Here is a 22,347-nt window from a genome sequence, read left to right on the forward strand (position 1 = left end):
CCAGCGGCAATGTCCCTTTTGCGTCACACAAAGCGGTAAATACCGGGACGGGCTTGTGAACGCGTTCACATTCACAAGCAATTATCTCCCATGCCTCCTCGCCCTTGAGTAAGGGGGGTACGTGACTGCGGTCACGCTCGAATCCATGGCGTATGAATACGTCCGCCGAGGTTGCGGGGGGCCTTTCTCCGAGTGTGGAAGCCCCCTTCCGCAAGGCTTCAACACATTGTTGAATTCGTCGCCATGAAGATCCGCATCAGCTGGCCCGCCGGGCAATTGACCGCGACCCTCGACGACACCCCGACCGCGGCGGCACTCATGGCCGCCCTCCCGGTCGACGCCACCGCCCGCACCTGGGGCGAGGAGGTCTACTTCGACACCGGGCTCTCGCCCGCCCTGGAACCCGACGCCCGCCAGGTCGTCGGGGCCGGCACCGTCGCTTTCTGGCCACCGGGCAACGCCCTCGCGCTCCCCTACGGCCCCACGCCGATCTCCGAGGGCGACGAACCCCGGCTGGCCTCCCCCTGCAACGTGCTGGGCCGCATCGACGGCGATCCGCGGACACTGGCCACCGTCCGCAGCGGCGACCCCATCCACGTACAGCAGGCGTGAGCAGCCCCGCACCCCACGGCGAAGGCCGCGGGTCGACGGACCCGCGGCCTTTGCCGTGCCACTCCTCTGCAACGCCTTGCAGCGCCTTCCGGTGCGCCTTCCGGCGCCTTTCGGCGGCTTACAGCGCCTTGCGGAAATCCTCCGCCGCCTGCAGGAACAGATCCATCGCCGCGGTCTCCCCGATCGTGACCCGGACGCCCTCACCGGCGAACGGCCGCACCACCACACCGGCCCGCTCACAGGCCGCCGCGAAGTCGGTGGTCCGGTCCCCCAGCCGCAGCCAGACGAAGTTGGCCTGGGTCTCGGGCACCGTCCAGCCCTGCCCGAGCAGCCCGTCGACCACCCGCGCCCGCTCGGCCACCAGGGCGTCCACCCGCTCCAGCAGGGCCTGCTCGCTGCGCAGCGACGCCACCGCCGCGTCCTGCGCGAGCTGGCTCACCCCGAACGGCACCGCCGTCTTGCGCAGCGCGGCGGCCACCGGTTCGTGCGCCACTGCGAAGCCCACCCGCAGCCCCGCCAGGCCGTACGCCTTGGAGAAGGTCCGCAGCACGCAGACATTGGGACGGTCGCGGTAGATCTCGATCCCGTCCGGCACCTCGGCGTCGCGGATGAACTCGCGGTACGCCTCGTCCAGCACCACCAGGACGTTCCCCGGCACCCGGTCCAGGAACGACTCCAGCTCCGCGCGGCGGACGACGGTGCCGGTGGGGTTGTTGGGGTTGCAGACGAAGATCAGCCGGGTCCGGTCGGTGATCGCGGCGAGCATCGCGTCGAGGTCGTGCACCTCACCGGAGGTCAACGGGACCTGCACGGAGGTGGCCCCGGACACCTGGGTGATGATCGGGTACGCCTCGAACGACCGCCAGGCGTAGATCACTTCGTCGCCCGGTCCGGCCGTCGACTGGATCAGCTGCTGGGCCACGCCCACCGAGCCGGTGCCGGTCGCCAGGTGCTCCACCGGCACCGAGAACCGGTCGGCCAGCTCCGCCATCAGGCCCGTGCAGGCCATGTCCGGGTAACGGTTGAAGGACCCCGCGGCGGTCACCGCGCTCGCCAGGACGCCCGGCAGCGGCGGATAGGGGTTCTCGTTGGAGGACAGCTTGTAGGTGACGGGACCGTCGGCCGGCGCCGGCCGCCCCGGCTTGTAGGTGGGGATGCCGTCCAGCGCCGCACGCAGCTTCGGGGTCTTCTCGCTCACCGCAGGTCCTCCTCGACCGTCCCGTCCATCTCCAATACTGCACACCTTAAGAGGATTGACCCGTTCGGCGGCAGCCCCGACAGAGATCGGGCGCCCGGCACATCCCTCCGCACCCGTGCACCAAGATCACCCGGACGGGGCCAGCGCGAGACCGTCGGGGCGCGCCCCACTCACAGTCGCGCGCCGGTGGCCTACGCCGTGGCGCGCGTCCCTCGTCAAGGTGACTTGAGACCTCTTCGAGACCTGAACCGATCGACAGGTCGAGCCAGCAATTCGCCCCTCAAATAGCCAGCACAACCCCCAACTTCCCTTGCTTGTATGTCATTTGACGATAGATCACCTTGCAGAAACGTGCCTTTCCATCATCGCAGTCAACGCCCCGCGAATGGCCCTATCGAGCCCTACTATCGGCTCGCCATGACAGCAGCAGGGAAGCACCAGGTGAGCCGGGCGACCGGTCGCCGGCTGGGGCGGGCGGGCATCCGCGATGTGGCCGCCGCAGCCGGTGTGTCGATCACGACCGTCTCCGACGCGCTCAACGGCAAGGGCCGGCTTCCGGATGCCACCCGTAGCCACGTCCGCGAGGTGGCCGACCGGCTGGGCTACCGCCCGTCCGCAGCCGCCCGCACCCTCCGTACCGGCAAGTCGGGGCTCCTCGGCCTGACCGTGACCACGTACGGGGATGAACCTTTCACCTTCACCGAGTTCGCCTACTTCGCCGAGATGGCCAGAGCGGCCACCTCCGCAGCCCTGGCCCGCGGCTACGCGCTGGTCATCCTCCCCGCGACCTCCCGGCACGACGTATGGTCCAACGTCGCCCTGGACGGCACGGTCGTCATCGACCCCGCCGACGGCGACCCGGTCGTGACCGAGCTCGTCCGGCACGGCATCCCGGTGGTCTCCGACGGCCGCCCCGGCGGCGCGCTGCCGGTGACCGGATGGGTCGACAACGACCACGAGGCCGCCGTCCTCGGCCTGCTCGACCACCTCGCCGACGCCGGCGCCCGCCGCATCGGCCTGCTCACCGGCACCACCACCGACACCTACACCCGCCTCTCGACCACGGCGTACCTGCGCTGGTGCGAGCGGGTCGGGCAGGATCCGGTCTACGAGTCGTACCCGGCCCACGACCCGTGTGCGGGCGCGGTGGCCGCCGACCGGCTGCTGGCCCGCCCGGACCGGCCGGACGCCGTCTACGGCCTCTTCGACCCCAACGGCACCGATCTGCTCGCCGCCGCCCGGCGCTACGGCCTGCGCGTCCCGGAGGACCTGCTGCTGGTCTGCTGCAGCGAATCCACCGTCTACGCCACGACCGAACCGCCGATCACCACGCTCTCCCTCAAGCCGCGCCGGATCGGCACCGCCGTCGTGCAGATCCTCATCGACGCCATCGAGGGGCTCGACACCGGACGCCCGATCGAGCAGGTGATACCGACCGACCTGATCGTGCGCACCTCCTCCCAGCGGCGGTCCCCACGCACGACCATCTGCCCGCCACGAGGTCCCGCCGGCGACTGAACGTGCCGCCGAACACGAACGAGCGGGCGCGCCGGACGACGCCGGAGCGCCCGCATTGACGCGAGAGCGCCCGCGTTGACGCAGAAAAAACAGGGCGATCCCGGGAGAAATCAGCCGCGAATGCCAGGCTCCAGCGGATTGACCACCCCCGGGTGCGTCACAACCCGCGACCGGCATTCCTATGATGGGCGCACGACACCGCGGACCGCCGTCGACCAGGCAAGGTCCGAGAGGTGCACGGCGGCGCAACGGTGGAGGGGTCGATGACTCAGGGGGCCAGTCAGGGACCCATGGTGTGGACCATGGGTGGACAAGCTCCGGCGTCCGCTCCGCCGCCCGAAATGTCCGCCGGATCCCCCGTGCCGCCGGCCGGCCCGCCGCTCCATCTGCCCGCCGGTCCCCCGGTCGCACCGCCCCCCGCGCCCCCTGCGCCCCCCGCGGTGCCGCCGGCCGCGCCGCCGGTCGAACTGCCCGAGGACTACACCCCGACCGCCCGCGACCTGCCGGTCGTCACCCCGGGCCGTACCGACACGCTCATCGACCGGCCGTCCGTCGCGCCGGTCCCCGACCCGGCCATGAGCTCCGACGCGCCCGAGGGCATGGGCCCCCTCTACGTCGTCGGCGATGTGCACGGCTACTACGACGAGCTGCGCGAGGCGCTGGCCGCCGAGGGCCTGATCGACGCCGACGGCAGCTGGGCGGCCGGCAACGCCCGGCTGTGGTTCCTCGGCGACTTCACCGATCGCGGCCCGGACGGCATCGGCGTGATCGACCTGGTCATGCAGCTGTCCGCGGAGGCCGCGGCGGCCGGCGGCTACTGCAAGGCCCTGATGGGCAATCACGAGCTGCTGCTGCTGGGCGCCAAGCGGTTCGGCGACACCCCCGTGCAGTCCGGCGCCGGCACCGCCTCGTTCCAGGCCGCCTGGCTCCTCAACGGCGGCCAGAAGACCGACATGGACCGCCTGGAGGACCACCACCTGCAGTGGATGGCCCGGCTGGACGCCGTGATGGAGGAGGACGGGCATCTGCTCGTACACTCCGACACCACCGCCTACCTCGAATACGGCGACTCCATCGAGGCCGTCAACGACACCGTCCACGAGGTCCTCACCCGCAGCGACGCCGACGAAGTCTGGGACCTCTTCCGGAAGTTCACCAAGCGCTTCGCCTTCCGCGACGAGTCCGGCTCGCAGGCCGTACGCGAACTCCTGGACGCCTACGGCGGCGACCGCGTGGTGCACGGCCACAGCCCGATCCCGTACCTCCTGGGCGAGGTCGGCACGGAGGACGGCGAGGGCGACGGCATCGCGGTCGACGGTCCGCACGTCTACGCCGACGGTCTGGCCATCGCCATGGACGGCGGCATCACGATGGCCGGAAAGCTGCTGGTCGTCCAACTCCCCCTGACTGGCTGAGCGTTCCCGGGGCAGGTATCCCCCGGACCGGCGGGACGATTCGGTGCGGGCAGGGACGGGGGGAGACACCGGCGGGATCCGGTCGGGCGGTTACTCAATTTCCGCAAACTCTCTGTCACCCCGTACCGGAGTCGCTCTACCATCGGTCTATCCGTAGCAGGCTCTCCTCCGTTTCCGCCCACTGCCCGGCCCACGCCGGCCGTACGGCCCTACGGAGCATCGGGGGATGCACATGAACAGCGCTCCGCACCTGCTGAACGAGGACCGCGCGGAATTCGCGCGGCTCCTTGATGAGGCGCTGCGTACCGCGGAATACCGCCCGGACGACCTCACCGCCGCCACGGGAAAGCATCTGAACAACGAGCAGTTGCGCACGATGGCGCTCAGCGCGACCACCGCCATCGCCGCCTGCGCAACGGCCGAATACCAACGCTATGTCCAGCTCCGTGCCGAGCTGCGGGCACCGGCACCGGCCGCCTCCGGCCCGGCGTCCGGCCCCGTGGCGCCCGCCGGGGAGCACGAGGAGGACGCCGAGGGGGGACCGGGACCGGCCACCGACCCGGCCGCGGACGAGGCCGGAAACACCGGTGCCGGGCTGGCGGCGGTGGTCACCGTGCTCGCCCCGGTCCTCGCCGGTATCGCCGCCGTGCTCTTTCTCGTCATCGGCTACGTCCTGCGCGCGGTCAGCCCCGACAAGTCGCTGGCGCAGCCGCTGATCAGCGTCGGCTGGGTGTTCGCGGCGCTCACCGCGGCCGGCTCCCTGGTCGCGATGACCTGCCTGGTCGTCACCGCACTGCGCAACGGCCCGTCCGCCGAGTCCGCCAGAGTCGACGAGCTGTACGAGGCCCTGGAGCAGGCTCGGGAGGCGTGGCGGCGCGCCCTGCTGGAGCGCGGGCTGCTGCCCTTTCTGCGCGAGGCGCTCGCCGACCCCACGGCCACTCCGGACGACGACCCGGTCCGCTACGTCCCGCGCCGCACCCCGGTCTCCGAGAGCCGCATCCCGACCCTCGGTTACACCCGTCCCGAGTTCTCCAGCCCGGAAACCGGCTCCTCGGCCGCCCGGCCGCGGTACTCCAGCCCGGACTTCACCAGCCCGGATCACGGGGGGCCGGACGACGGGGCGGACTAGGAGGCGTTGGTGGGGCCCCGTTGGGGCCCCACACGCCGTCAGCCGATCAGTCCGCCAGCGGCAGGTACACCCGGTTCCCCGCTGCCGCGAACTCCTTCGACTTCTCCAGCATCCCGGCCTCGACCTCCTCGGGTGTGGCGTCCGCGTCGCCGCCGAACTGCTCCGTGATGCTCCTGCTGATCTTCATGGAGCAGAACTTCGGCCCGCACATCGAGCAGAAGTGCGCCGTCTTGGCCGGCTCGGCGGGCAGCGTCTCGTCGTGGAAGGCGCGTGCCGTGTCCGGGTCGAGAGCCAGGTTGAACTGGTCCTCCCAGCGGAACTCGAAGCGCGCGTCGGAGAGCGCGTCGTCCCATTCCTGGGCGCCCGGGTGCCCCTTGGCCAGATCCGCCGCATGGGCCGCGATCTTGTACGTGATCACGCCGGTCTTGACGTCGTCGCGGTCCGGCAGGCCCAGGTGCTCCTTGGGTGTGACGTAGCAGAGCATCGCGGTGCCCCACCAGGCGATCATCGCCGCGCCGATACCGGAGGTGATGTGGTCGTAGGCGGGCGCGATGTCGGTGGTCAGCGGCCCGAGCGTGTAGAACGGGGCCTCCTCGCAGATCTCCTGCTGGAGGTCGATGTTCTCCTTGATCTTGTGCATCGGGACATGTCCCGGGCCCTCGATCATCGTCTGCACACCGTGCCGCTTGGCGATGGTGTTCAGCTCGCCGAGCGTCTTCAGCTCCGCGAACTGCGCCTCGTCGTTGGCGTCCGCGATGGAGCCGGGGCGCAGGCCGTCACCGAGCGAGTAGGTCACGTCGTAGGAGGCGAGGATCTCGCAGAGCTCCTCGAAGTGCGTGTAGAGGAACGACTCCTTGTGGTGCGCCAGACACCACGCGGCCATGATCGAGCCGCCGCGCGAGACGATGCCGGTCTTGCGGCGGGCGGTCAGCGGGACGTAGCGGAGCAGCACACCGGCGTGCACCGTCATGTAGTCCACGCCCTGTTCGGCCTGCTCGATGACGGTGTCCTTGTAGATCTCCCAGGTCAGCTCCTCCGCCTTGCCGTCGACCTTCTCCAGCGCCTGGTAGAGCGGGACGGTGCCGATCGGGACGGGGGAGTTGCGCAGCACCCACTCGCGGGTGGTGTGGATGTTGCGGCCGGTGGAGAGGTCCATGACCGTGTCCGCGCCCCAGCGCGTCGCCCAGGTCATCTTCTCCACCTCCTCCTCGATGGAGGAAGTGACCGCCGAATTACCGATGTTGGCGTTCACCTTCACCAGGAAGTTCTTGCCGATGATCATCGGCTCGATCTCCGGGTGGTTGACGTTGGCCGGCAGCACCGCCCGCCCCGCCGCGATCTCGTCGCGTACGAACTCGGGGCTCACGTTCTCGCGGAGGGCGACGTACTCCATCTCCGCGGTGATCTCGCCGCGCCGCGCGTACGCGAGCTGGGTGACCGCGGCGCCGTCACGGCCGCGTCGCGGCTGGCGCGGGCGGCCGGGGAAGACCGCGTCGAGGTTCTTGAGGCCGCCGCGCGGCGAGGTGTGCTTGAGGCCGTCGTCCTCCGGACGCAGGGGCCGGCCCGCGTACTCCTCGGTGTCGCCGCGGCCGATGATCCAGTTCTCCCGCAGCGGCGCCAGGCCACGGCGGACGTCGGTTTCGATGTTCGGGTCGGTATATGGCCCTGACGTGTCGTAGAGCGTCACGTCCTTGCCGTTGGTGAGGTGCACTCGCCGGACCGGTACCCGCAGGTCCGGGCGCGATCCGGAGACATAGCCCTTGTGCCAGCCGATCTCCTTCGGCTCGCCGCTGGCACCGCTTCCGCTTTCGGGCGTGCGTGCATCCTGCAGAGTCATAAGACCCAACTCCCTACGCCGGCATTACCCGGTAACAGGTTCGGCGGTCGACGCAGCGGTATCCGTCCGCCGGTGTTTCACGTGAAACACCGCTGGGACGAAGGTCAGCGCCCTCTCAGCCCGGTGCTCCGAGCTCCCGCGATTGCAAAGGTGGCACCACGGTAGCGGCCGATGCCGCGGGGTGAACAGGGGGCCCGTCGGAACGGAACACCGACAGCGGCCGCACGTCTTGCGAGGGCAGCCGGACATCTTGCAATGATCGGGCGGTGAGCACTCACGAGCCCCACCTTCAGCCCGGGCGTCCGCAGGCCGGTCGTCCGCAGGCCGGTCGCCCGCAGACCGGTCGCCCGCAGTCCGGCGCGCAGGGTGGTCCACCGACTGGTCCGCTGGCTGGCGCGCAGGGGGATGGGCACGGACATGGGCATGAGCAGGCGCACGCTCGCGGCCAGGGGCCCGAGCATGAACACGGGCGTGATCCGGCGCACCCCCAAGGTCATGCTCCCGGACATGGCCACGGGCACAGTCATGGCCACGGACCTGCCGCGCCCGTTTCCCGGCATCTGCGCAAGGTGATCGCGGCGGTCCTGATCCCGTTCGCGGCCGCGGTGGCGGTCGGCCTGGTCGTGCTCTGGCCGGGCGGTGCACCACCGCACAAACCGTCCGGTGTCGGCTTCGACCAGCCCACGGAACGGGCCCGCGTGATCAAGGTCGCAGAGGTCAACTGCGCGGACGTCCATGCCGAGCAGCAGCCCCAGCCACCGTCGCCGACCGGGCAACAGCCGGCCGGGGAAGCGGCGAAGGGAAAGCCCTGCCAGCAGGCGACGATCAAGGTCACCACGGGCGAGAACACCGGACGCACCTTCCAGACGGTGGTGACGCCGGACGCACTCCGGCACTACTCCACAGGACAGGACGTCGTGGTGGCGTACTCCCCCAAGGCGCCCAAGGAACTCCAGTACTCGGTCAGCGATGTCGACCGGTCCGTGCCGATGTGGATCCTGGCGGGCATCTTCGCCCTGGCGGTCGTCGTCGTGGGACGGCTGCGCGGGGTGCTGGCGCTGGTGGCACTGGCGGCCAGCTTCGTCGTCCTGACGCTGTTCATCCTGCCGGCGATCCTCCAGGGCTCCGATCCGCTGGTGGTGGCGGTGGTCGGGGGCAGCGCGATCATGCTGATCGCCCTGTACATGTGCCACGGCCTGACGGCGCGCACCTCGGTCGCGGTGCTCGGCACCCTCGCGTCGCTGCTGCTGATCGGGCTGCTGGGGTCCGTATTCATCAACTGGGCACTGCTGACCGGCAATACGGACGACACCACGGGTCTGGTGCACGGCCTCTATCCGAACATCGAGATCCGCGGTCTGCTGCTGGCCGGGATCATCATCGGGTCCCTGGGCGTGCTCGACGATGTGACGGTCACCCAGACCGCGGCGATCTGGGAGCTACGGGAGGCGGACCCGTCGGCCGGCTGGCGCAAGCTGTACGGCGCGGCAATGCGGATCGGCCGGGATCACATCGCCTCCGTCGTCAACACCCTCGTACTGGCCTACGCGGGCGCCGCCCTGCCGTTGCTTTTGCTGTTTTCCATCGCACAGAGCAGTGTCGGCACGGTCGCCACGAGCGAGGTGGTGGCCGAGGAAATCGTCCGCACCCTGGTGGGCAGCATCGGCCTGGTGGCCTCGGTACCCCTGACGACGCTACTGGCAGCCCTGGTCGTCGCAGCAGACCGCAAAAAGCCCAGCCCCCGAGGCAGAGGCGCCCGCCCGAATGTCTCCGAGCCCGAGGGTGCCACGTCCCCACCGCCCACCCCCGGCTCGCGCGGCGCAGCCGCCCCATCGGACATCCCCGGCACGTGGGGTGCAGTGGCCCCGTCGGGTAGCTACGGGACGCACCAGACGGCTGGGTCATCAGGGCAATCAGCAGCCACCCCCCGGGCGAGCTCCAGTCACCGCGGAGGCCGCGGCAGGCGACGTCGGCGGTGAGGAGGGCGTACCGGGGGACCGCTCGGGCGCGGTTGGGTCCGGGCCCGGTTGGGCCTGAACCCGGAGACGCGGGATCGGCTGGGCCTGTTTTCCCGGGGCCGGTGGGGCGGAGGCGGGTCAGCCGGCGGGGGCCTCCGTGAGGATCTGGTCCAGGACCGCTTCCAGGGTGTCGCAGACCTCTTCCTTGCCCAGCGGGACGAGCCGGTCCGTACGGTCCAGGAAGGCGACCAGAGGCGCCGCGCTGACCCGGAACAGGGCACGCTCGATGCCCACTTGAAGGCTGATGAAGACGTCGCTGAGGTGCGCGGTCGAGGCCGGTTCGATTCGCACATCACCCTCACCGGACGGCCGACTCAGCCCGTCCAGCAGCAGCTCACGGCCGAACGCCCAGGTCACGGGCGCATCGCCGGGCAGGTCGAAGGTGAGACGGACGGCATACGGATCGGCGCTGTCGAAGTCGAGATCCACCGGGATCCGGAACGAAAGCTCCTCGGAGACGACGAAGCTCATGATCACTTCTGCCTGAACTGTGTCGGTCATCAACCACTGCCCCGCACTTGATCGGAGATGGCCGGGAAACATCCCCCATAGCCCTATTGACGCCATCGTCGGCCAGGCGCAGGCAGATCACAAGGAGTGAGTTTTCAGATACTGATAGAGAAGGCGAGTGTCGTTAGTGTCGCCTCCGCCATTTTTCGTAGTCGATCCGTAACGGACCGCAATCGATGCAGTTCTTCCGCGGGCAGCGAGACCGCCAGGGCCGCCGCGGCCGCACCGACCTGGATGGGAATGGCTGCACAGACCGTGCCGAGGGCATATTCGTGGCGCTCGTAGGCGGCCTGGCCGCGACGCACCGTATCCAGACGACGCAGCAGATCGTCCTCGGTGTCCAGGGAAAACGGGGTTATGGACTGCACGGGATAGCGGGCCAGATGCTCCTTCCTTGTCGCGTCGTCAAGCTGAGCGAGCAGACATTGCCCGATCGCGTGGGCGTGGGCGGTGCTGCGGAAGTCGACCCACTCCTCCACCGGCGGCCGTTCCGGGTCGTCGGTCACCGCTACGACCTCCACTTCACCCTCGCGGTAGACGGCGAAGTAGACGGCGGCTCCCAACTCCCGGCCCGCGAGAGCCAGCGCCTCCGAGATCTGGGCCCGCTGCCGGCGCCTGGCCCCGGCCCGGCCGATGGCTTCGGCCGCCTCCCCGAAGACGAACACGCCGTTCTCCCGGCGCAGATAGCCCTCGTGGGTCAGGGTCCGCAGCAGGTGGTACGTCGTCGGCAGCGGCAGTCCGGTCTCTCTGGCGAGTTGTTTGGCGGGCGCCCCGTCCTCGTGCGCCCCCACCGCCTCCAGCAACCGGAGCGCCCGCTGTACCGATCCGATCAGGGTGGGGTGAGAGCCGGATTCGCCATTCGCCATTGCCAACGCCAACCCCCAGGTTCCGCTCGCCGCGGGGCCCGGGCACCCCGGTCGTGGGAACCGCTCCCGCGCCCGCGCGCATCGCCCGTCCCCCGGCGGTGACACCCGTCCCGGCCTCGCCTCATGCAGCGCCTCCCGAACGTCACCACCCGCACCGCGACATCCGCACGCCACCATCCGAACGCCACCGCCCGGGCGTCATGTCCAGGCGGCACCGTGAGAACGTCAACATGCGGAACGTCACCATCCGGAAGACGTCTGCGGTCCGCACTCTAGCTCCGCGCATCGCGCCGGTAGGCCGAAAGCCGAGGGAGTTAACCCGCCTGGCCCAGCGGCAACTTCAAGGGAAGTTGATGCGGCGGGAAGTTGATGCGGCGGCGGGGGCGTGGTTGCGTTCGGTCTTTGCCGGACACCGTCACCCAGGCCCACCCCCACCCCGGCCCGACCTGCCTACGGACCACACTTGTCCAGGCGCCGCCGTCGCCGGGACCCACCTCCGCCCGAAGCAACACCCATTCGAAGCGATGTCCGTTGCAAGCGATGCCGTTCCCAGCGACGTCCATCCTGGGTCGCTGCCGCCCTGGGGCACATTCGCCCAGCGTCGCGACCGTCGGAGTCGCGTCAGTCGGGGTCGCGTCAGTCGGGGTTGTTTCCGCCCGAGGGTTGTTTCCGCCCGAGGGTCGTGTCCGCCCGGGGTCGTGTCCGCCCGAGGTCGCGCTCGGGCCTGACGGCACCTTCCCCTTCGACCGGCCACCTCCCCGGGCCCGCCGGGGTGGGTGATCGCCCGCCCCGGGGAAGCGGGTGCCCGGGCGCGAACCACTGTGGAGAAGTGGGTGCCCGGGCGGGCGACCGCTGAGAGGGGAAGCCGCTGCCCGCGTGTGGGCTCCGGGGCGGAGAAACCACACGCGGGTGGACCGCCGCGGTGGGCGGTCCCCGGCGCAGGTCCGGTGTCTTACCAGTCGGTCTTCGACGAGGACGACGAGGAGCCGGTGAAGCGGCGGACCAGGTAGATGACACCCGCGATCAGAGCCGCCGCTATGAGGACCTTGAACAGCAGGCCGATCAGGAAGTGGAGCGCGGAGGCGATCAGGCCGCCGAAGACCACGATCAGGATGACGGGCACCACAACCCAGGTGACCCACCACGGAAGTCCTGTGAATATCCCCTTACCAGCCACTGCTCTGCCCTGCTTTCTGTCGGTCGCGCTCTCTGTACCGTTGTCCGTACCGCGCTATCTGTCCGGTGCGCTGCGTCTCAGCGCCGATGGCACCGTCCGCGGGCCGCGGTCCTGCCGCCTCGCCGCCTCCGGCTCTTCCATCACCCACGATGCTAGGGCGCCGGACACCGCCGCGGGGGCCTCGCAGCCCTGGCTCAACCCTGACTTGTCCCCTACGGGTTTCAGGGTCCCGACCCTTAGCTCTCAGGAGGAGAGAAGACCACCATCACCCGCAGATCCTCGCTGATGTGATGGAACTTGTGCGGTACCCCAGCCGGCACGTAGACGACGCTGCCGCGCGCCACCGGCTCCGTCTCCGCCCCGACGGTGATCAATCCCCGGCCGCTGACGACGAGGTACACCTCGTCCTGGGCGTGCGGCCGCTGCGGATCGATGCTGCCGGCATCCAGCGCATACAGCCCGATCGACATGTTGCGCTCCCGGATGAACTGCAGATAAGCGCCGTCGTTCGCGACCCTCTCTGCTTCCAGTTCCTCCAGCCTGAAAGCCTTCATGCCGTTCGCACCCCTCTGATGATTCACACTCGTCTGCGACGATCTCACCATGAAGCATTTTCTGGTCAAGACGATCGCCAACGCCGCGGCGCTTGCCGTGGCCATCTGGCTGCTCAAGGACATCACGCTGACCGGCGAGAACACCGGCCGCAAGATACTCACCCTGATCCTCGTGGCGCTGATCTTCGGGTTGGTCAACTTCATCGTGAAGCCCGTCGTGAAGCTGCTGTCCCTCCCCTTGTTCATCCTCACCCTCGGCCTGATCACGCTGGTCGTGAACGCGCTGATGCTGCTGCTGACCTCCTGGCTCGCCGGCAAGGCGGACCTCGCCTTCCATGTGCACGGCTTCTGGACGGCCGTGCTCGGTGGCGTGATCGTCTCGGTCGTCTCCTGGGCGATGCACGTGATCCTTCCCGACGAGGACTGACCGTTGACCGTTCCGTACCGCGTCTGCTTCGTCTGCACCGGCAACATCTGCCGGTCGCCGATGGCGGAGTCCGTCTTCCGCGCCCGGGTCGCGGAGGACGGGCTCGACGGCCTGGTGGAGGTGGACAGCGCGGGCACCGGCGGCTGGCACGAGGGTGACGGCGCCGATCCGCGCACCGTCGACGTCCTGCGCGCGGCCGGCTACCCGACCGCCCACAGCGCCCGGCAGTTCCGCGCCTCCTGGTTCGCCCGCCTCGACCTGGTGATCGCCCTCGACTCCGGCCATCTGCGCGAGCTCCGCAGGCTGGCTCCCACGCCGCAGGACGCCGCCAAGGTGCGGCTGCTGCGTTCGTACGCGGTTCAGGCCGCTGCCGACCTCGATGTCCCGGACCCTTACTACGGCGGTTTCGAGGGCTTCGAGGAGTGCCTGGAGATGATCGAAATGGCCAGCGACGGCCTGCTGGCCGAGGTCCGCACCGCGCTCACCGCACGGACGCTGCTCCCGGCACGCGCGTCCGAGCCCGACGACCGGCACCCCGCGCAGGTCCCTCACCACCTGCAGGAGGCCACGTACCACCCGCAGGAGAAGGAGAACGCATGACGGGCGACGGCACCCGCGCCGTACGAGCCGGGCTCCCGGAGCCGGAAGCCTTCGAACCTGCGCTGCCCGGACCGGTCTTCGCGGCCCACTACCACCTCCCCGGCGACGCCGCCGGCCCGTACACCTACGGCCGCGACACCAACCCGACGTGGACCCATCTGGAACGCGCCATCGGGGAGTTGGAGTCCCCGGGCAGCACCGCGCACACCGTCGCGTTCGCCTCCGGGATGGCGGCGATCAGTGCCGTGCTCTTCTCCCAGCTGCGCTCCGGCGATGCGGTCGTGCTGCCCAGCGACGGCTACCAGCTGCTGCCCGCCGTCCGCACCCGGCTGGAGTGCTTCGGCATCGAGGTGCGTACGGCCCCGACCGCACAGGACGCCCAACTCGACGTGCTGGACGGCGCCCGGCTGCTGTGGATCGAGACGCCCTCCAACCCCGGCCTCGATGTGTGTGACGTCCGCCGGCTCGCCGACGAGGCTCATCGGCGCGGCGCCCTGGTCGCGGTCGACAACACCCTCGCCACGCCGCTCGGCCAGCGCCCGCTGGACCTCGGTGCGGACTTCTCGGTCGCCAGCGGCACCAAGGCACTGACCGGCCACGGTGATGTCCTGCTCGGCTACGTCAGCACCCGCGATGCCGCGCTGGCCGATGCCGTACGGCAGTGGCGCAAGACCGTGGGCGCGATCCCCGGTCCCATGGAGAGCTGGCTGGCGCACCGCTCGCTGGCCACCCTCGCCCTGCGCGTCCGCCAGCAGTCGGCCGGCGCCCTGGCGCTCGCCACTGCACTGGCCGACCGTCCGGAGGTCACCGACCTGCGCCACCCCGGCCTGCCGACCGACCAGGCCCACCCGCTCGCCGTTCGGCAGATGCGCCCCGGCCACTTCGGCTCCGTGGTGTCCTTCACCCTCCCGGGCAAGGCCCACGCGGAACGCTTCCTGGCCGCCCTCACCCTGGTCGACGACGCCACGAGCTTCGGCGGCGTGCGCTCCACCGCCGAACGCCGCGCCCGCTGGGGCGGCGACGCCGTACCCGAGGGCTTCATCCGCTTCTCGGTCGGCATCGAGGACCCGGACGATCTGATCGCGGATGTCCTCCGCGCCCTGGACACGGCCAACGCGGACAAGGCAGGCGACGCGGGCAACGCGAGCTGATCTGCCGGACATAAGAGGGGCCGGCAGGGTATCCCCCCTCGTCACCCTGCCGGCCGCGGTCGTGTGGTGCGCGCCGCCACGTGTTTCACGTGAAACCGAATGTTCCACGTGAAACCAACCGCTCGAACAAGGCTAGTTGACTGAGCGTCAGTGTCCAATCACGCTATAGACACAGCCCTATCCGCAATTTTATGACTGGCCCGCGACCAGGCTTCCGAGAGGCGCAGGAGGTACGGGATGGATCTGGCTCTGCTGCGCACCTTCGTCACGGTGCACCGAGCCGGTTCCTTCACCCGCGCCGCGGCGTTACTCGGGCTGTCCCAACCCGCCGTGACCAGCCAGATCCGGTCGCTGGAACGCCAGTTGGGCCGTCCGCTCTTCCTCCGCTACGCCCGTGGTGTCACGCCTACCACCGTCGGCGATGAGCTCGCCCACAAAGTGGCCCCCCACCTCGACGCGCTCACCGAGATCACCGAGGCCGGGCTCGACCGGGAGTCCGTCACCCGCACCCTGCATCTCGCCGGGCCACCGGAGTTCATGGCCCAACGCGCCCTTCCGCACTGGCTCCGCTCATCACCAAGGGCCTCTCCCTCCGCACCACCTTCGGTTCCGCGGACGAGCTGCTGACCGGGCTGGCGGCCGGCCACCACGATCTGACCGTCACCACCACCCGGCCGCGCGGTGGTCTGCTGACCGCCACCGCGCTGTGCGACGAGGAACATGTGCTGATCGCTGCGCCCTCCTGGTCGGCGCAGTTCGGCGGCCCGGCCGTGCTGCAGGCGGGCGGGGTCCGCGTACTGGATTCCGTACCGCTCGTCGAGGTCCACGAAAGCCTGCCGATGATCGCCCGCTACTGGACCGAGGTCTTCGACGCCAAGCCCACGGCGTCCGCCGCCGTCATCGCCGCCGATCTGCGGGCGGTACTGGCGTGTGTGACGGCCGGGGCGGGGCTGGCCGTGCTGCCGCGCTATCTGTGCGCCGAGGCGCTCGCGTGCGGCGAGGTCGTAGCGCTCCTCGACCCTCCGGTACCCCCGCTGCGCACCTACTTCCTCACCGTACGGACCGGGACGCTGGGCCTGCCACACATCGCCCGGGCTCACGAGTGGCTGCTGCGGTCCGCGGTCGACTGGTGACGAGCCGCGGGCATCGGGCGGCCGGCAGTGAGCCACGGTGGCCGGTGGGCCGGTGAGGAGCTGCGGTGCCCGGGCGGCTGGTGACGGAGGGGCGGGGGTTTCACCAGGGCGTGGTTGCGGCATCTGTCGACTATGACCGTACGGCCAGTCGTCAAACGCACCGCCCGCGCGATTCTGCTCGACGGCGAGGACCTGATTCTGATCAAACGCACCAAGCCGGGACGGGCCCCGTACTGGATCACCCCTGGTGGCGGCGTTGAGCCGGAGGACGCCACGGTCGTCGACGCGCTCCATCGCGAGCTGGACGAAGAGCTGGGGGCCAAGATCAAGGACGTGGTCCCGGTCTTCGTCGACACCGTCGAGCACTTCAGCGACGGCGGGGTGGACGGCGTGAAGGTCCAGCACTTCTTCGTCTGCCGGCTCGACTCCATGGACCCCACCCGCCGGCACGGCCCCGAGGTCGACGAGCCGTGCGGCGACTACGAGATCGTGCGGGTGCCGTTCACCCGCGTCGGCATCGCCTCCGTCGAGGTCGTCCCGCTGTCGTTGCGGCACTATCTCGACGGCAACATCGAGGGCGTACGGGCGATGCACGCGCCGGATCTGGGGTGAGCTGGGAGCCCGGCCTGCGCTGATCCTGCGCCGGCGGTGAGCCGACGGTGCCGGAGCCATGGTGCAGCAGGCGTCGCGGTGCAGGGGCCGAAGTGCAGTGGCCTAGGTGCAGTGGCCGAGGTGCAGGGTTCGCGGCCGGGCTGAACGCCTCAGACGTCGCGTCGGTCGAACCAGCCGCGGAACTCCGGCTCGTCCTCCGCCGCCCGACGCGGCTGGGCGCGCGCCAGCACCCGCTCGACCCGGTCGAGGAACTCCGCGTTCAGCTCCCCCACGAAGTCGTCCCCACCCGGGACGGCGGCCGCCCGGGCACTGGACGAGGGGCCGGTCAGCGAGGGCCGGGAGGGGAGGGAAGGGGACGAGTGCGGGGAGGGGGATGAGGAGGGAAAGGGGGGAGAGGGGGTTCGGCTTCCGTTCCCGGCACCGTGCGGTGCTGACGCCTCCCCCTGCGTGTCCTCATGCAGGCCGCCGCGGAGGTGTTCGTTCTTGCGCTCCGGGCGGCGGAACGGCGCTCGGTCGCTCGCCTCGGCCGCCGCGCCGAAGAAGTCACCGCCCTTCCGCTTGACGTCGTCGGTGCCCCAGGCCCGCGCCCCGCGCTGCTGCGGCGGGACCTTCTGCAGGTGCGGTATGTGCTTGGCGCAGTGGATGTACGCCTCCTCGACCTCGACCATGACCCACAACTGGGCGCGCCGGCCGGGGATCGGATCGACCGGCAGGCCGGGATGGCCGGCCCGCATCTCCTCGTCCATCACCACCCGGGCCCGGCCGTTGACGTGCAGGCCGATGCGGTCCCTGGTGAAGTCGACCATCAGGATGCCGAGACGGGGATTCTCCGAGATGTTGCCGACGGACGCCATGACGCCATTTCCCCGGTATTCCGGGTACGTCAGCGTGCGGGCGTCGAGCACCTGCACAAATCCGGGCGGGCCGGCGCGGAACGTCGCATCGCATTCGCCGTGCCGGTCGGCCGTGGACAGGAAGAACATCTCCTGTCGGGCGACGAACTCCTGCATTCGGGCATTGAGATGGTCCAGCACCTGTTCCCGGTAGAACCGGTCGGCACGCTCGGTCGTACCGAGTCTCTGCTGCACCAGGTGCTCGCCGTCGCTCCCGGGGCGCTCTCCTTGCGGCATGTCCCGCATACCCCGCGCCTCTCGTGTCGGCCCGTATTCGCCGTGCTCTGCCAAGACCTCAATCCCCTACCGAGACCAGCTCTTCCACCGAGTCGTGCCGTATGCGGTCGGACGGAATGCCGACCCCCACCAAAGCGTCCACACCGCTGCGGATCAAGCCCGGCGGCCCGGAAAGATAGGCGTCGTATTCCCGGAACGGCCCGTATTGCCGCACTGCATCGGGGAGTTGACCGGTCTCGCTGCTTGTTCCGCCACGGACCGCGGGCCCGGTGGCGACGACCGGGCGGACCGAGAGCCACTGGTGGGTCTGTTCCAGACGCAGCATGGTGTCGATGTCGTAGAGATCGTGATCGCTGCGGGCACCGTAGAACACCTCGACCGGACGCCGGATGCCGTGGTCGGCGACGTCCTCGATCAGGGCCTTGATGGGCGCGATGCCGGTGCCGCCGCCGACGCACAGCAGGCCGTTGCGGGTGGTGTGGTCGACGGTCATCGAACCGGCCGGTGCGCCGAGCCGGAGGACGTCCCCGGGGCGGGCGCGGTGGACCATGGCGTTCGAGACCCAGCCTGCCGGAACCGCCTTCACGTGGAAGGAGAGCAGACCGTCGGAACGCGGCGCCGACGCGAAGGAGTAGTGCCGCCAGACCCGCGGCCACCAGGGCGTTTCGATGCTGGTGTACTGCCCCGCCAGGAACGGGTACGGCTGGTCGGGGCGGACCGTGACCACCGCGATCTCGGGCGTGCGCAGCTCGTGCGAGACGACCTCGGCCTGCCACCAGGCGGGCGCCACGGCCTCGTTCTCGGCAGCCGCGTCGATCATGATCTGGGAGATCGCGGTGTACGCGCGCACCCACGCGGCTTCGGTTTCCGGGCTCCAACTGGTCGTGGCATAACGGGAGAGCGCGCTGAGCAGGCACTCGCCGACCGCGGGGTAATGGTCGGGCTGGGTGCCGTATTTGCGGTGACCGCGGCCGAGGTTGGAGAGGTAGCCGGTGAGCACTTCGGTGTCGTCGACGTGCGTGGCCGCGGTGAGCAGCGCCTTGAACAGCCGGTCGCGCTGGGTGTCCATCGAGGCCGGGAAGAGGGCCCGCAGGTCCGGGTGCTGGACGAAGAGCAGCGCGTAGAAGTACGAGGTGACCTTGTCGGCCACGGGCCCGATCTCGGCCATGGTGCGACGAATGAGGATCGCATCGGGCGAAGCGGACGCCTCGGACACGGTGGCCCCGAGCGCGGCGAGGGAGTGCTGGGGGGCGGGGGAGCGATGGGGGGCGGGGGGAGCGGCGGGGGTACCGGTGGTGGGGTTACCGGTCGTGGCGTTACCGCTGGTGGGGGTGTTCGTGGCGGGGTGGTTCGCGGTGGGGGTGTTCGTGGTGGGGCTGTTGGGGACGGTGATGCCGGGGCTGGCCGTGCCGCGGTGCGGGTTACCGGGGTTGGGGGCGTGGGCGGGGGTCGCGCTGGGGGTAGCGGCGGGCGCCGCTGCTGTGCGGCGCGCCGCTTCGTGGACGGGCTCGGGCTCATGGCCACGGGCGGTGCCGCGCTCCCATACGGACGGGCGGGGCGACGACTCCACGGGCTGGCGGAGGGCGGCCTCCGGAGCCGGCTGGCGAGTGTAGTCGGCAGCCGCCTGGCCGGTGGGCTCTGGAGCCGGCCGACGGGTGGACTCTGGGGCCGGCTGCCTGGTGGGCTCCGGGACTGCCTGGCCGGTGGGCTCTTGGGTCGGCCGGTGAACCGGCTCGCCGTAGGGGCGGGCCAGGTCCCGGTATGCCGGGGCGGGGTCGCCGTACGGGCGGGTGGGGCCCCCGTACTCGCCGTCGGGCTCGCCGAACGGGTTGGGGGGCTCGCGGTGCGGCTGGGGAGCCTGCGGCGGCTCCGACCCACGATCGGCGGCGGTACCTACCGGCCGGATCGGGTTGACCGGCCGACTGGGTATCCGCTCCCGGTCGTTCGGGGGGTTCGGGGCGTTGGACGCATTACGGCCGTCTTGCGCACCGCGGTGGTCGCTTTCGTCGCCATGGAGGTGTTCGCCGTGTCCGCTTTGTTCGCCGCGATAGGCGCGTTCGTCCTGATAGGAGCGTTCGTCCCGATAGGAGCGTTCGTCCTGGTTGTTGGGCACACTCCGGCCGTTGGGCTCGTTCCAGTCGTCGGACCCGGCCCGGCCACTTCCGTAGGGGGCGTTCCGATCCTGGCCTTCCTGGTGCTGACCATCCCGGTCCTGGCCACCCCTGGGCCGGCTGCCCTGACCGCCCGGATCCTGGCGGTCCTGGGCATTCTGTCGCTCCTGCTCTTCCCCGGAGGACTTCTTCGCCGGGGGAGTGAACCAACCCCAATCGCCGCTGCTGCCGCCAGAAGAGCCGCTATCGGCCGATGTGGTGGTCGGAGCGTCCATGGTCTGCCTCGCCTCGAACGTCTTTCGGTCGTCTTCGCACTTCCGTAGACCGGAACTGCCCGGAATTCCCCCGCCCTGACCGGAATTCTTAATCGACTCAAGCGATTCCGGCAACATCCTCTAAAGCGGACAAATCTCACTTCCCTGCGGCAATGTGGAGCAGATGCCGCGTCAGCAGCATGCCACTCAGTCCAGCACATCGGACAAACAGTCGGAAGTCCGGGTGTCACGGGCCCCTTCACCGCTAGGCTGACGAGCTTTGCCCGCGTCCTTGTGTGCCCGCGGAGGCCCTCACCACCGCCAAGCCGGACTCGACCATACCGGCAGTAGTTGAAACCACAAGCCCGGATCTTGGAACAGTCCGCACACCCCTCCGATATCCGCGATCCTCAGCACAGAGCGCATTTTCCGCGCACACACGGGTGAATCCGCCGCAGAAAGCGAGGAATTACTCGCCGGTACGGACCAATGCGTATGCCTCCCGCAGATCACGTCCTGTGTAGGCAAATGAGGCCAGGTCACTGACGTGGTGATCGGCATTCACCGCCACAGACCGGGGCACGGCCGCGAACAGCGCGGTGTCCGACATGGAGTCGCCGTACGCCACGCAGTCGTCACGGGTCAGCCCGTACCGCACACAGAGTTCATCTGCGATCCGCACCTTCGCCGCCGACGAGAGGATGCCGTCCGGATTCACCGGTCGCCTGATCGGCACGGCGGGCCAGCGGGAACCGTGCGCCGTGTCGGCTCCCCAGTCCAGCAGCCGCTCGACGAAGAAGCCGGGCGAGAGGGAAATCACCGCGCATCGTTCGCCCCGTGCCCGGATATCGGCCCAGACCTCCCGAATTCCGGCGAGCCATGGGGCACCGTCGAACGCGGCGGCCACTTGAAGTTCGGTCAGCTCGGCGGCCCAGAGCTCGCAGGCCAACTGCGCGAACTGCACCGGCGTCAGCTCCGCTACGGAGAACCGGCGCTCCAACTCGGCGATCTCCCGATCGAGACCGAGTTGCCGGGATATCTCCACAGCGGCCGCAGACCCGTACAGCAAGGTCCCGTCCATATCGAACAGATGCAGCGTCCCCATGTCGGGGAGCGTAACCACTCCACGATCAGGGGGGCAGGGGCCAGGAGCCGGAGGGCAGGAGCCAGAGGGCAGGTGGAGGCCGGGGCGAGGTGGGGACGGACCGAACGCAGTGAGGTGGGCGGGGCGGACCGAAGTGGGGGCGGCGGGCCGAGGTGCGGGCGGCAGGCTGGGTGCCGGGCGGCAGGCTCGGGAAATGAGAGGTCGGACGTCGAGGCGACTCGGGCATCGAGCCGACTCGGGCAGCGACGCGTCTCGGACATCGAGCGGCAGCGGGATTACGGCTACCGTGAACCGCCGCCCCCCGGGGCCGTACTCAAGGGCGCGTATACGGGGATACTCCCGGCGGCAGATGCACGACAGGGGCCCGGCCAGGACCGTGGACCGTATGCAGCAGCTCAACCGGCCCGCCCGCCGGGCCCTCCTCGTCCTCCATGTCGCCGTATCGGTCAGCTGGCTCGGTGTCACGCTCGGGCTGCTGGCCCTCGGTATCACGGGCTGGACCACCCACTCCCCAGAGATGACAGCCGTCGCCTACCGCGCGATGAAGGTCTTCGGTGACTGGCTGGTCCTCCCCCTCGCCTTGAGTGCGCTGGTCACCGGTCTGTTGCTGTCGCTGGGTACCCCCTGGGGACTGGCCCGGCACCGCTGGGTCTACCTCAAGTTCTGGCTGACACTCATCGCGTTGCTGCTGTCGGTCTTCGCACTCCGTCCGGGCATCGACCATCTCGCCGCCGAGGCCACCACCGGTAACCCGACCCCCGACCTCGCCCTCGTCGTTGCACCCGCGGTCGCCTCGACCCTCTACTTCTTCCTCACCGCGGTCTCCGTCCTCAAGCCCTGGGGACTCACCCGCCGCGGCCGCCGGCTGCGCGAGGACCGGACCGCCAAAGCCCGCGCCCGCCGGGTACCGGGGAACGGCAGGGCGGGCGCGGGGGTCAGCTGACGGTCGGCCGGTCGACCGGTCGGCCGACTGGTTCCCGCTCAGGCCAG

The 22,347-nt window shown here is 70.0% G+C and carries 19 protein-coding genes, 1 pseudogene and 1 riboswitch; of the genes and pseudogenes, 11 read left to right on the top strand and 9 right to left on the bottom strand.

Annotation, left to right across the window (positions count from 1 at the left end; translation table 11 throughout):
* The first annotated feature begins 243 nt into the window (after positions 1–243).
* A complete protein-coding gene (locus ACGF4C_RS01995) occupies positions 244–612 on the top strand; it encodes a cyclophilin-like fold protein (RefSeq protein ID WP_393562496.1) in 369 nt (122 codons plus the stop codon).
* A 118-nt stretch (positions 613–730) separates the two neighbouring features.
* Here the strand turns inward: ACGF4C_RS01995 and hisC are convergent, their stop codons facing one another.
* A complete protein-coding gene (gene hisC, locus ACGF4C_RS02000; protein WP_393562498.1) occupies positions 731–1,810 on the bottom strand; it encodes a histidinol-phosphate transaminase in 1,080 nt (359 codons plus the stop codon).
* A gap of 417 nt (positions 1,811–2,227) precedes the next feature.
* On the opposite strand from hisC, the gene ACGF4C_RS02005 reads away from it, so the two are divergent.
* The 3 genes from ACGF4C_RS02005 to ACGF4C_RS02015 all read left to right on the top strand — a co-directional run bounded on the left by ACGF4C_RS02005 (position 2,228) and on the right by ACGF4C_RS02015 (position 5,872).
* The gene (locus ACGF4C_RS02005; RefSeq protein ID WP_393562500.1) at positions 2,228–3,328 is read left to right on the top strand and encodes a LacI family DNA-binding transcriptional regulator; all 1,101 of its coding nucleotides are present in this window, start codon (positions 2,228–2,230) and stop codon (positions 3,326–3,328) included.
* Positions 3,329–3,669: 341 nt separating this feature from the next.
* A complete protein-coding gene (locus ACGF4C_RS02010) occupies positions 3,670–4,743 on the top strand; it encodes a metallophosphoesterase (RefSeq protein WP_393562502.1) in 1,074 nt (357 codons plus the stop codon).
* A gap of 226 nt (positions 4,744–4,969) precedes the next feature.
* Positions 4,970–5,872 (top strand): hypothetical protein, encoded by a 903-nt coding sequence (locus ACGF4C_RS02015; protein WP_393562504.1) that lies wholly within the window; start codon positions 4,970–4,972, stop codon positions 5,870–5,872.
* A gap of 46 nt (positions 5,873–5,918) precedes the next feature.
* Here ACGF4C_RS02015 and thiC read toward each other — a convergent pair whose 3' ends face one another.
* The gene (gene thiC / locus ACGF4C_RS02020; RefSeq protein WP_236680002.1) at positions 5,919–7,709 is read right to left on the bottom strand and encodes a phosphomethylpyrimidine synthase ThiC; all 1,791 of its coding nucleotides are present in this window, start codon (positions 7,707–7,709) and stop codon (positions 5,919–5,921) included.
* Positions 7,703–7,859: riboswitch (TPP riboswitch) on the bottom strand. Its footprint overlaps the gene before it by 7 nt.
* A 236-nt stretch (positions 7,860–8,095) precedes the next feature.
* Here thiC and ACGF4C_RS02025 point away from each other — a divergent pair.
* Positions 8,096–9,688, top strand: coding sequence for a YibE/F family protein (locus tag ACGF4C_RS02025; protein WP_393562837.1), 1,593 nt, complete (start codon positions 8,096–8,098; stop codon positions 9,686–9,688).
* Positions 9,689–9,805: 117 nt separating this feature from the next.
* Here ACGF4C_RS02025 and ACGF4C_RS02030 read toward each other — a convergent pair whose 3' ends face one another.
* The 4 genes from ACGF4C_RS02030 to ACGF4C_RS02045 all read right to left on the bottom strand — a co-directional run bounded on the left by ACGF4C_RS02030 (position 9,806) and on the right by ACGF4C_RS02045 (position 12,834).
* Positions 9,806–10,228 carry an SsgA family sporulation/cell division regulator gene (locus ACGF4C_RS02030; RefSeq protein WP_030411991.1) on the bottom strand — a complete coding sequence of 141 codons (423 nt, stop codon included), beginning with the start codon at positions 10,226–10,228 and terminating at the stop codon, positions 9,806–9,808.
* Between the two features lie 104 nt (positions 10,229–10,332).
* Entirely contained in the window at positions 10,333–11,103 is a 771-nt protein-coding gene (locus ACGF4C_RS02035) for an IclR family transcriptional regulator C-terminal domain-containing protein (RefSeq protein WP_351529990.1), read from the bottom strand.
* Between the two features lie 952 nt (positions 11,104–12,055).
* Positions 12,056–12,280, bottom strand: coding sequence for a DUF5326 family protein (locus ACGF4C_RS02040; RefSeq protein ID WP_030411993.1), 225 nt, complete (start codon positions 12,278–12,280; stop codon positions 12,056–12,058).
* Positions 12,281–12,516: 236 nt separating this feature from the next.
* Complete coding sequence (locus ACGF4C_RS02045; RefSeq protein WP_393562507.1) at positions 12,517–12,834, bottom strand: cupin domain-containing protein; 318 nt, start codon at positions 12,832–12,834, stop codon at positions 12,517–12,519.
* 49 nt (positions 12,835–12,883) lie between these two features.
* On the opposite strand from ACGF4C_RS02045, the gene ACGF4C_RS02050 reads away from it, so the two are divergent.
* The 5 genes and pseudogenes from ACGF4C_RS02050 to ACGF4C_RS02070 all read left to right on the top strand — a co-directional run bounded on the left by ACGF4C_RS02050 (position 12,884) and on the right by ACGF4C_RS02070 (position 16,757).
* On the top strand, positions 12,884–13,261 hold the full coding sequence (locus ACGF4C_RS02050) for a phage holin family protein (RefSeq protein WP_030411995.1): 378 nt from the start codon (positions 12,884–12,886) through the stop codon (positions 13,259–13,261).
* 60 nt (positions 13,262–13,321) lie between these two features.
* Entirely contained in the window at positions 13,322–13,861 is a 540-nt protein-coding gene (locus tag ACGF4C_RS02055; protein WP_393562839.1) for a low molecular weight protein-tyrosine-phosphatase, read from the top strand.
* Positions 13,858–15,012, top strand: a complete 1,155-nt coding sequence (locus ACGF4C_RS02060; protein WP_393562509.1) for a cystathionine gamma-lyase — start codon at positions 13,858–13,860, stop codon at positions 15,010–15,012. Before ACGF4C_RS02055 ends, ACGF4C_RS02060 begins: the two co-directional genes overlap by 4 nt.
* A gap of 237 nt (positions 15,013–15,249) precedes the next feature.
* Positions 15,250–16,145: pseudogene (locus ACGF4C_RS02065) on the top strand (LysR family transcriptional regulator).
* Between the two features lie 132 nt (positions 16,146–16,277).
* On the top strand, positions 16,278–16,757 hold the full coding sequence (locus tag ACGF4C_RS02070) for an NUDIX domain-containing protein (protein ID WP_030411999.1): 480 nt from the start codon (positions 16,278–16,280) through the stop codon (positions 16,755–16,757).
* Positions 16,758–16,906: 149 nt separating this feature from the next.
* Here ACGF4C_RS02070 and ACGF4C_RS02075 read toward each other — a convergent pair whose 3' ends face one another.
* The 3 genes from ACGF4C_RS02075 to ACGF4C_RS02085 form a co-directional block, all read right to left on the bottom strand.
* On the bottom strand, positions 16,907–17,887 hold the full coding sequence (locus tag ACGF4C_RS02075) for a pyridoxamine 5'-phosphate oxidase family protein (RefSeq protein ID WP_393562841.1): 981 nt from the start codon (positions 17,885–17,887) through the stop codon (positions 16,907–16,909).
* 58 nt (positions 17,888–17,945) lie between these two features.
* Positions 17,946–20,273: a globin domain-containing protein gene (locus ACGF4C_RS02080; protein ID WP_393562511.1), complete on the bottom strand. Its 2,328-nt coding sequence runs from the start codon at positions 20,271–20,273 to the stop codon at positions 17,946–17,948.
* A 448-nt stretch (positions 20,274–20,721) separates the two neighbouring features.
* Complete coding sequence (locus ACGF4C_RS02085; RefSeq protein WP_393562512.1) at positions 20,722–21,357, bottom strand: HAD family hydrolase; 636 nt, start codon at positions 21,355–21,357, stop codon at positions 20,722–20,724.
* 385 nt (positions 21,358–21,742) lie between these two features.
* Here ACGF4C_RS02085 and ACGF4C_RS02090 point away from each other — a divergent pair, with 385 nt between their 5' ends.
* A complete protein-coding gene (locus ACGF4C_RS02090; protein WP_393562513.1) occupies positions 21,743–22,300 on the top strand; it encodes a DUF2269 family protein in 558 nt (185 codons plus the stop codon).
* Positions 22,301–22,347 lie beyond the last annotated feature (47 nt).

The sequence above is a fragment of the Streptomyces sp. NPDC048197 genome (genome assembly GCF_043202395.1).
Classification (GTDB): domain Bacteria; phylum Actinomycetota; class Actinomycetes; order Streptomycetales; family Streptomycetaceae; genus Streptomyces; species Streptomyces siderophoricus.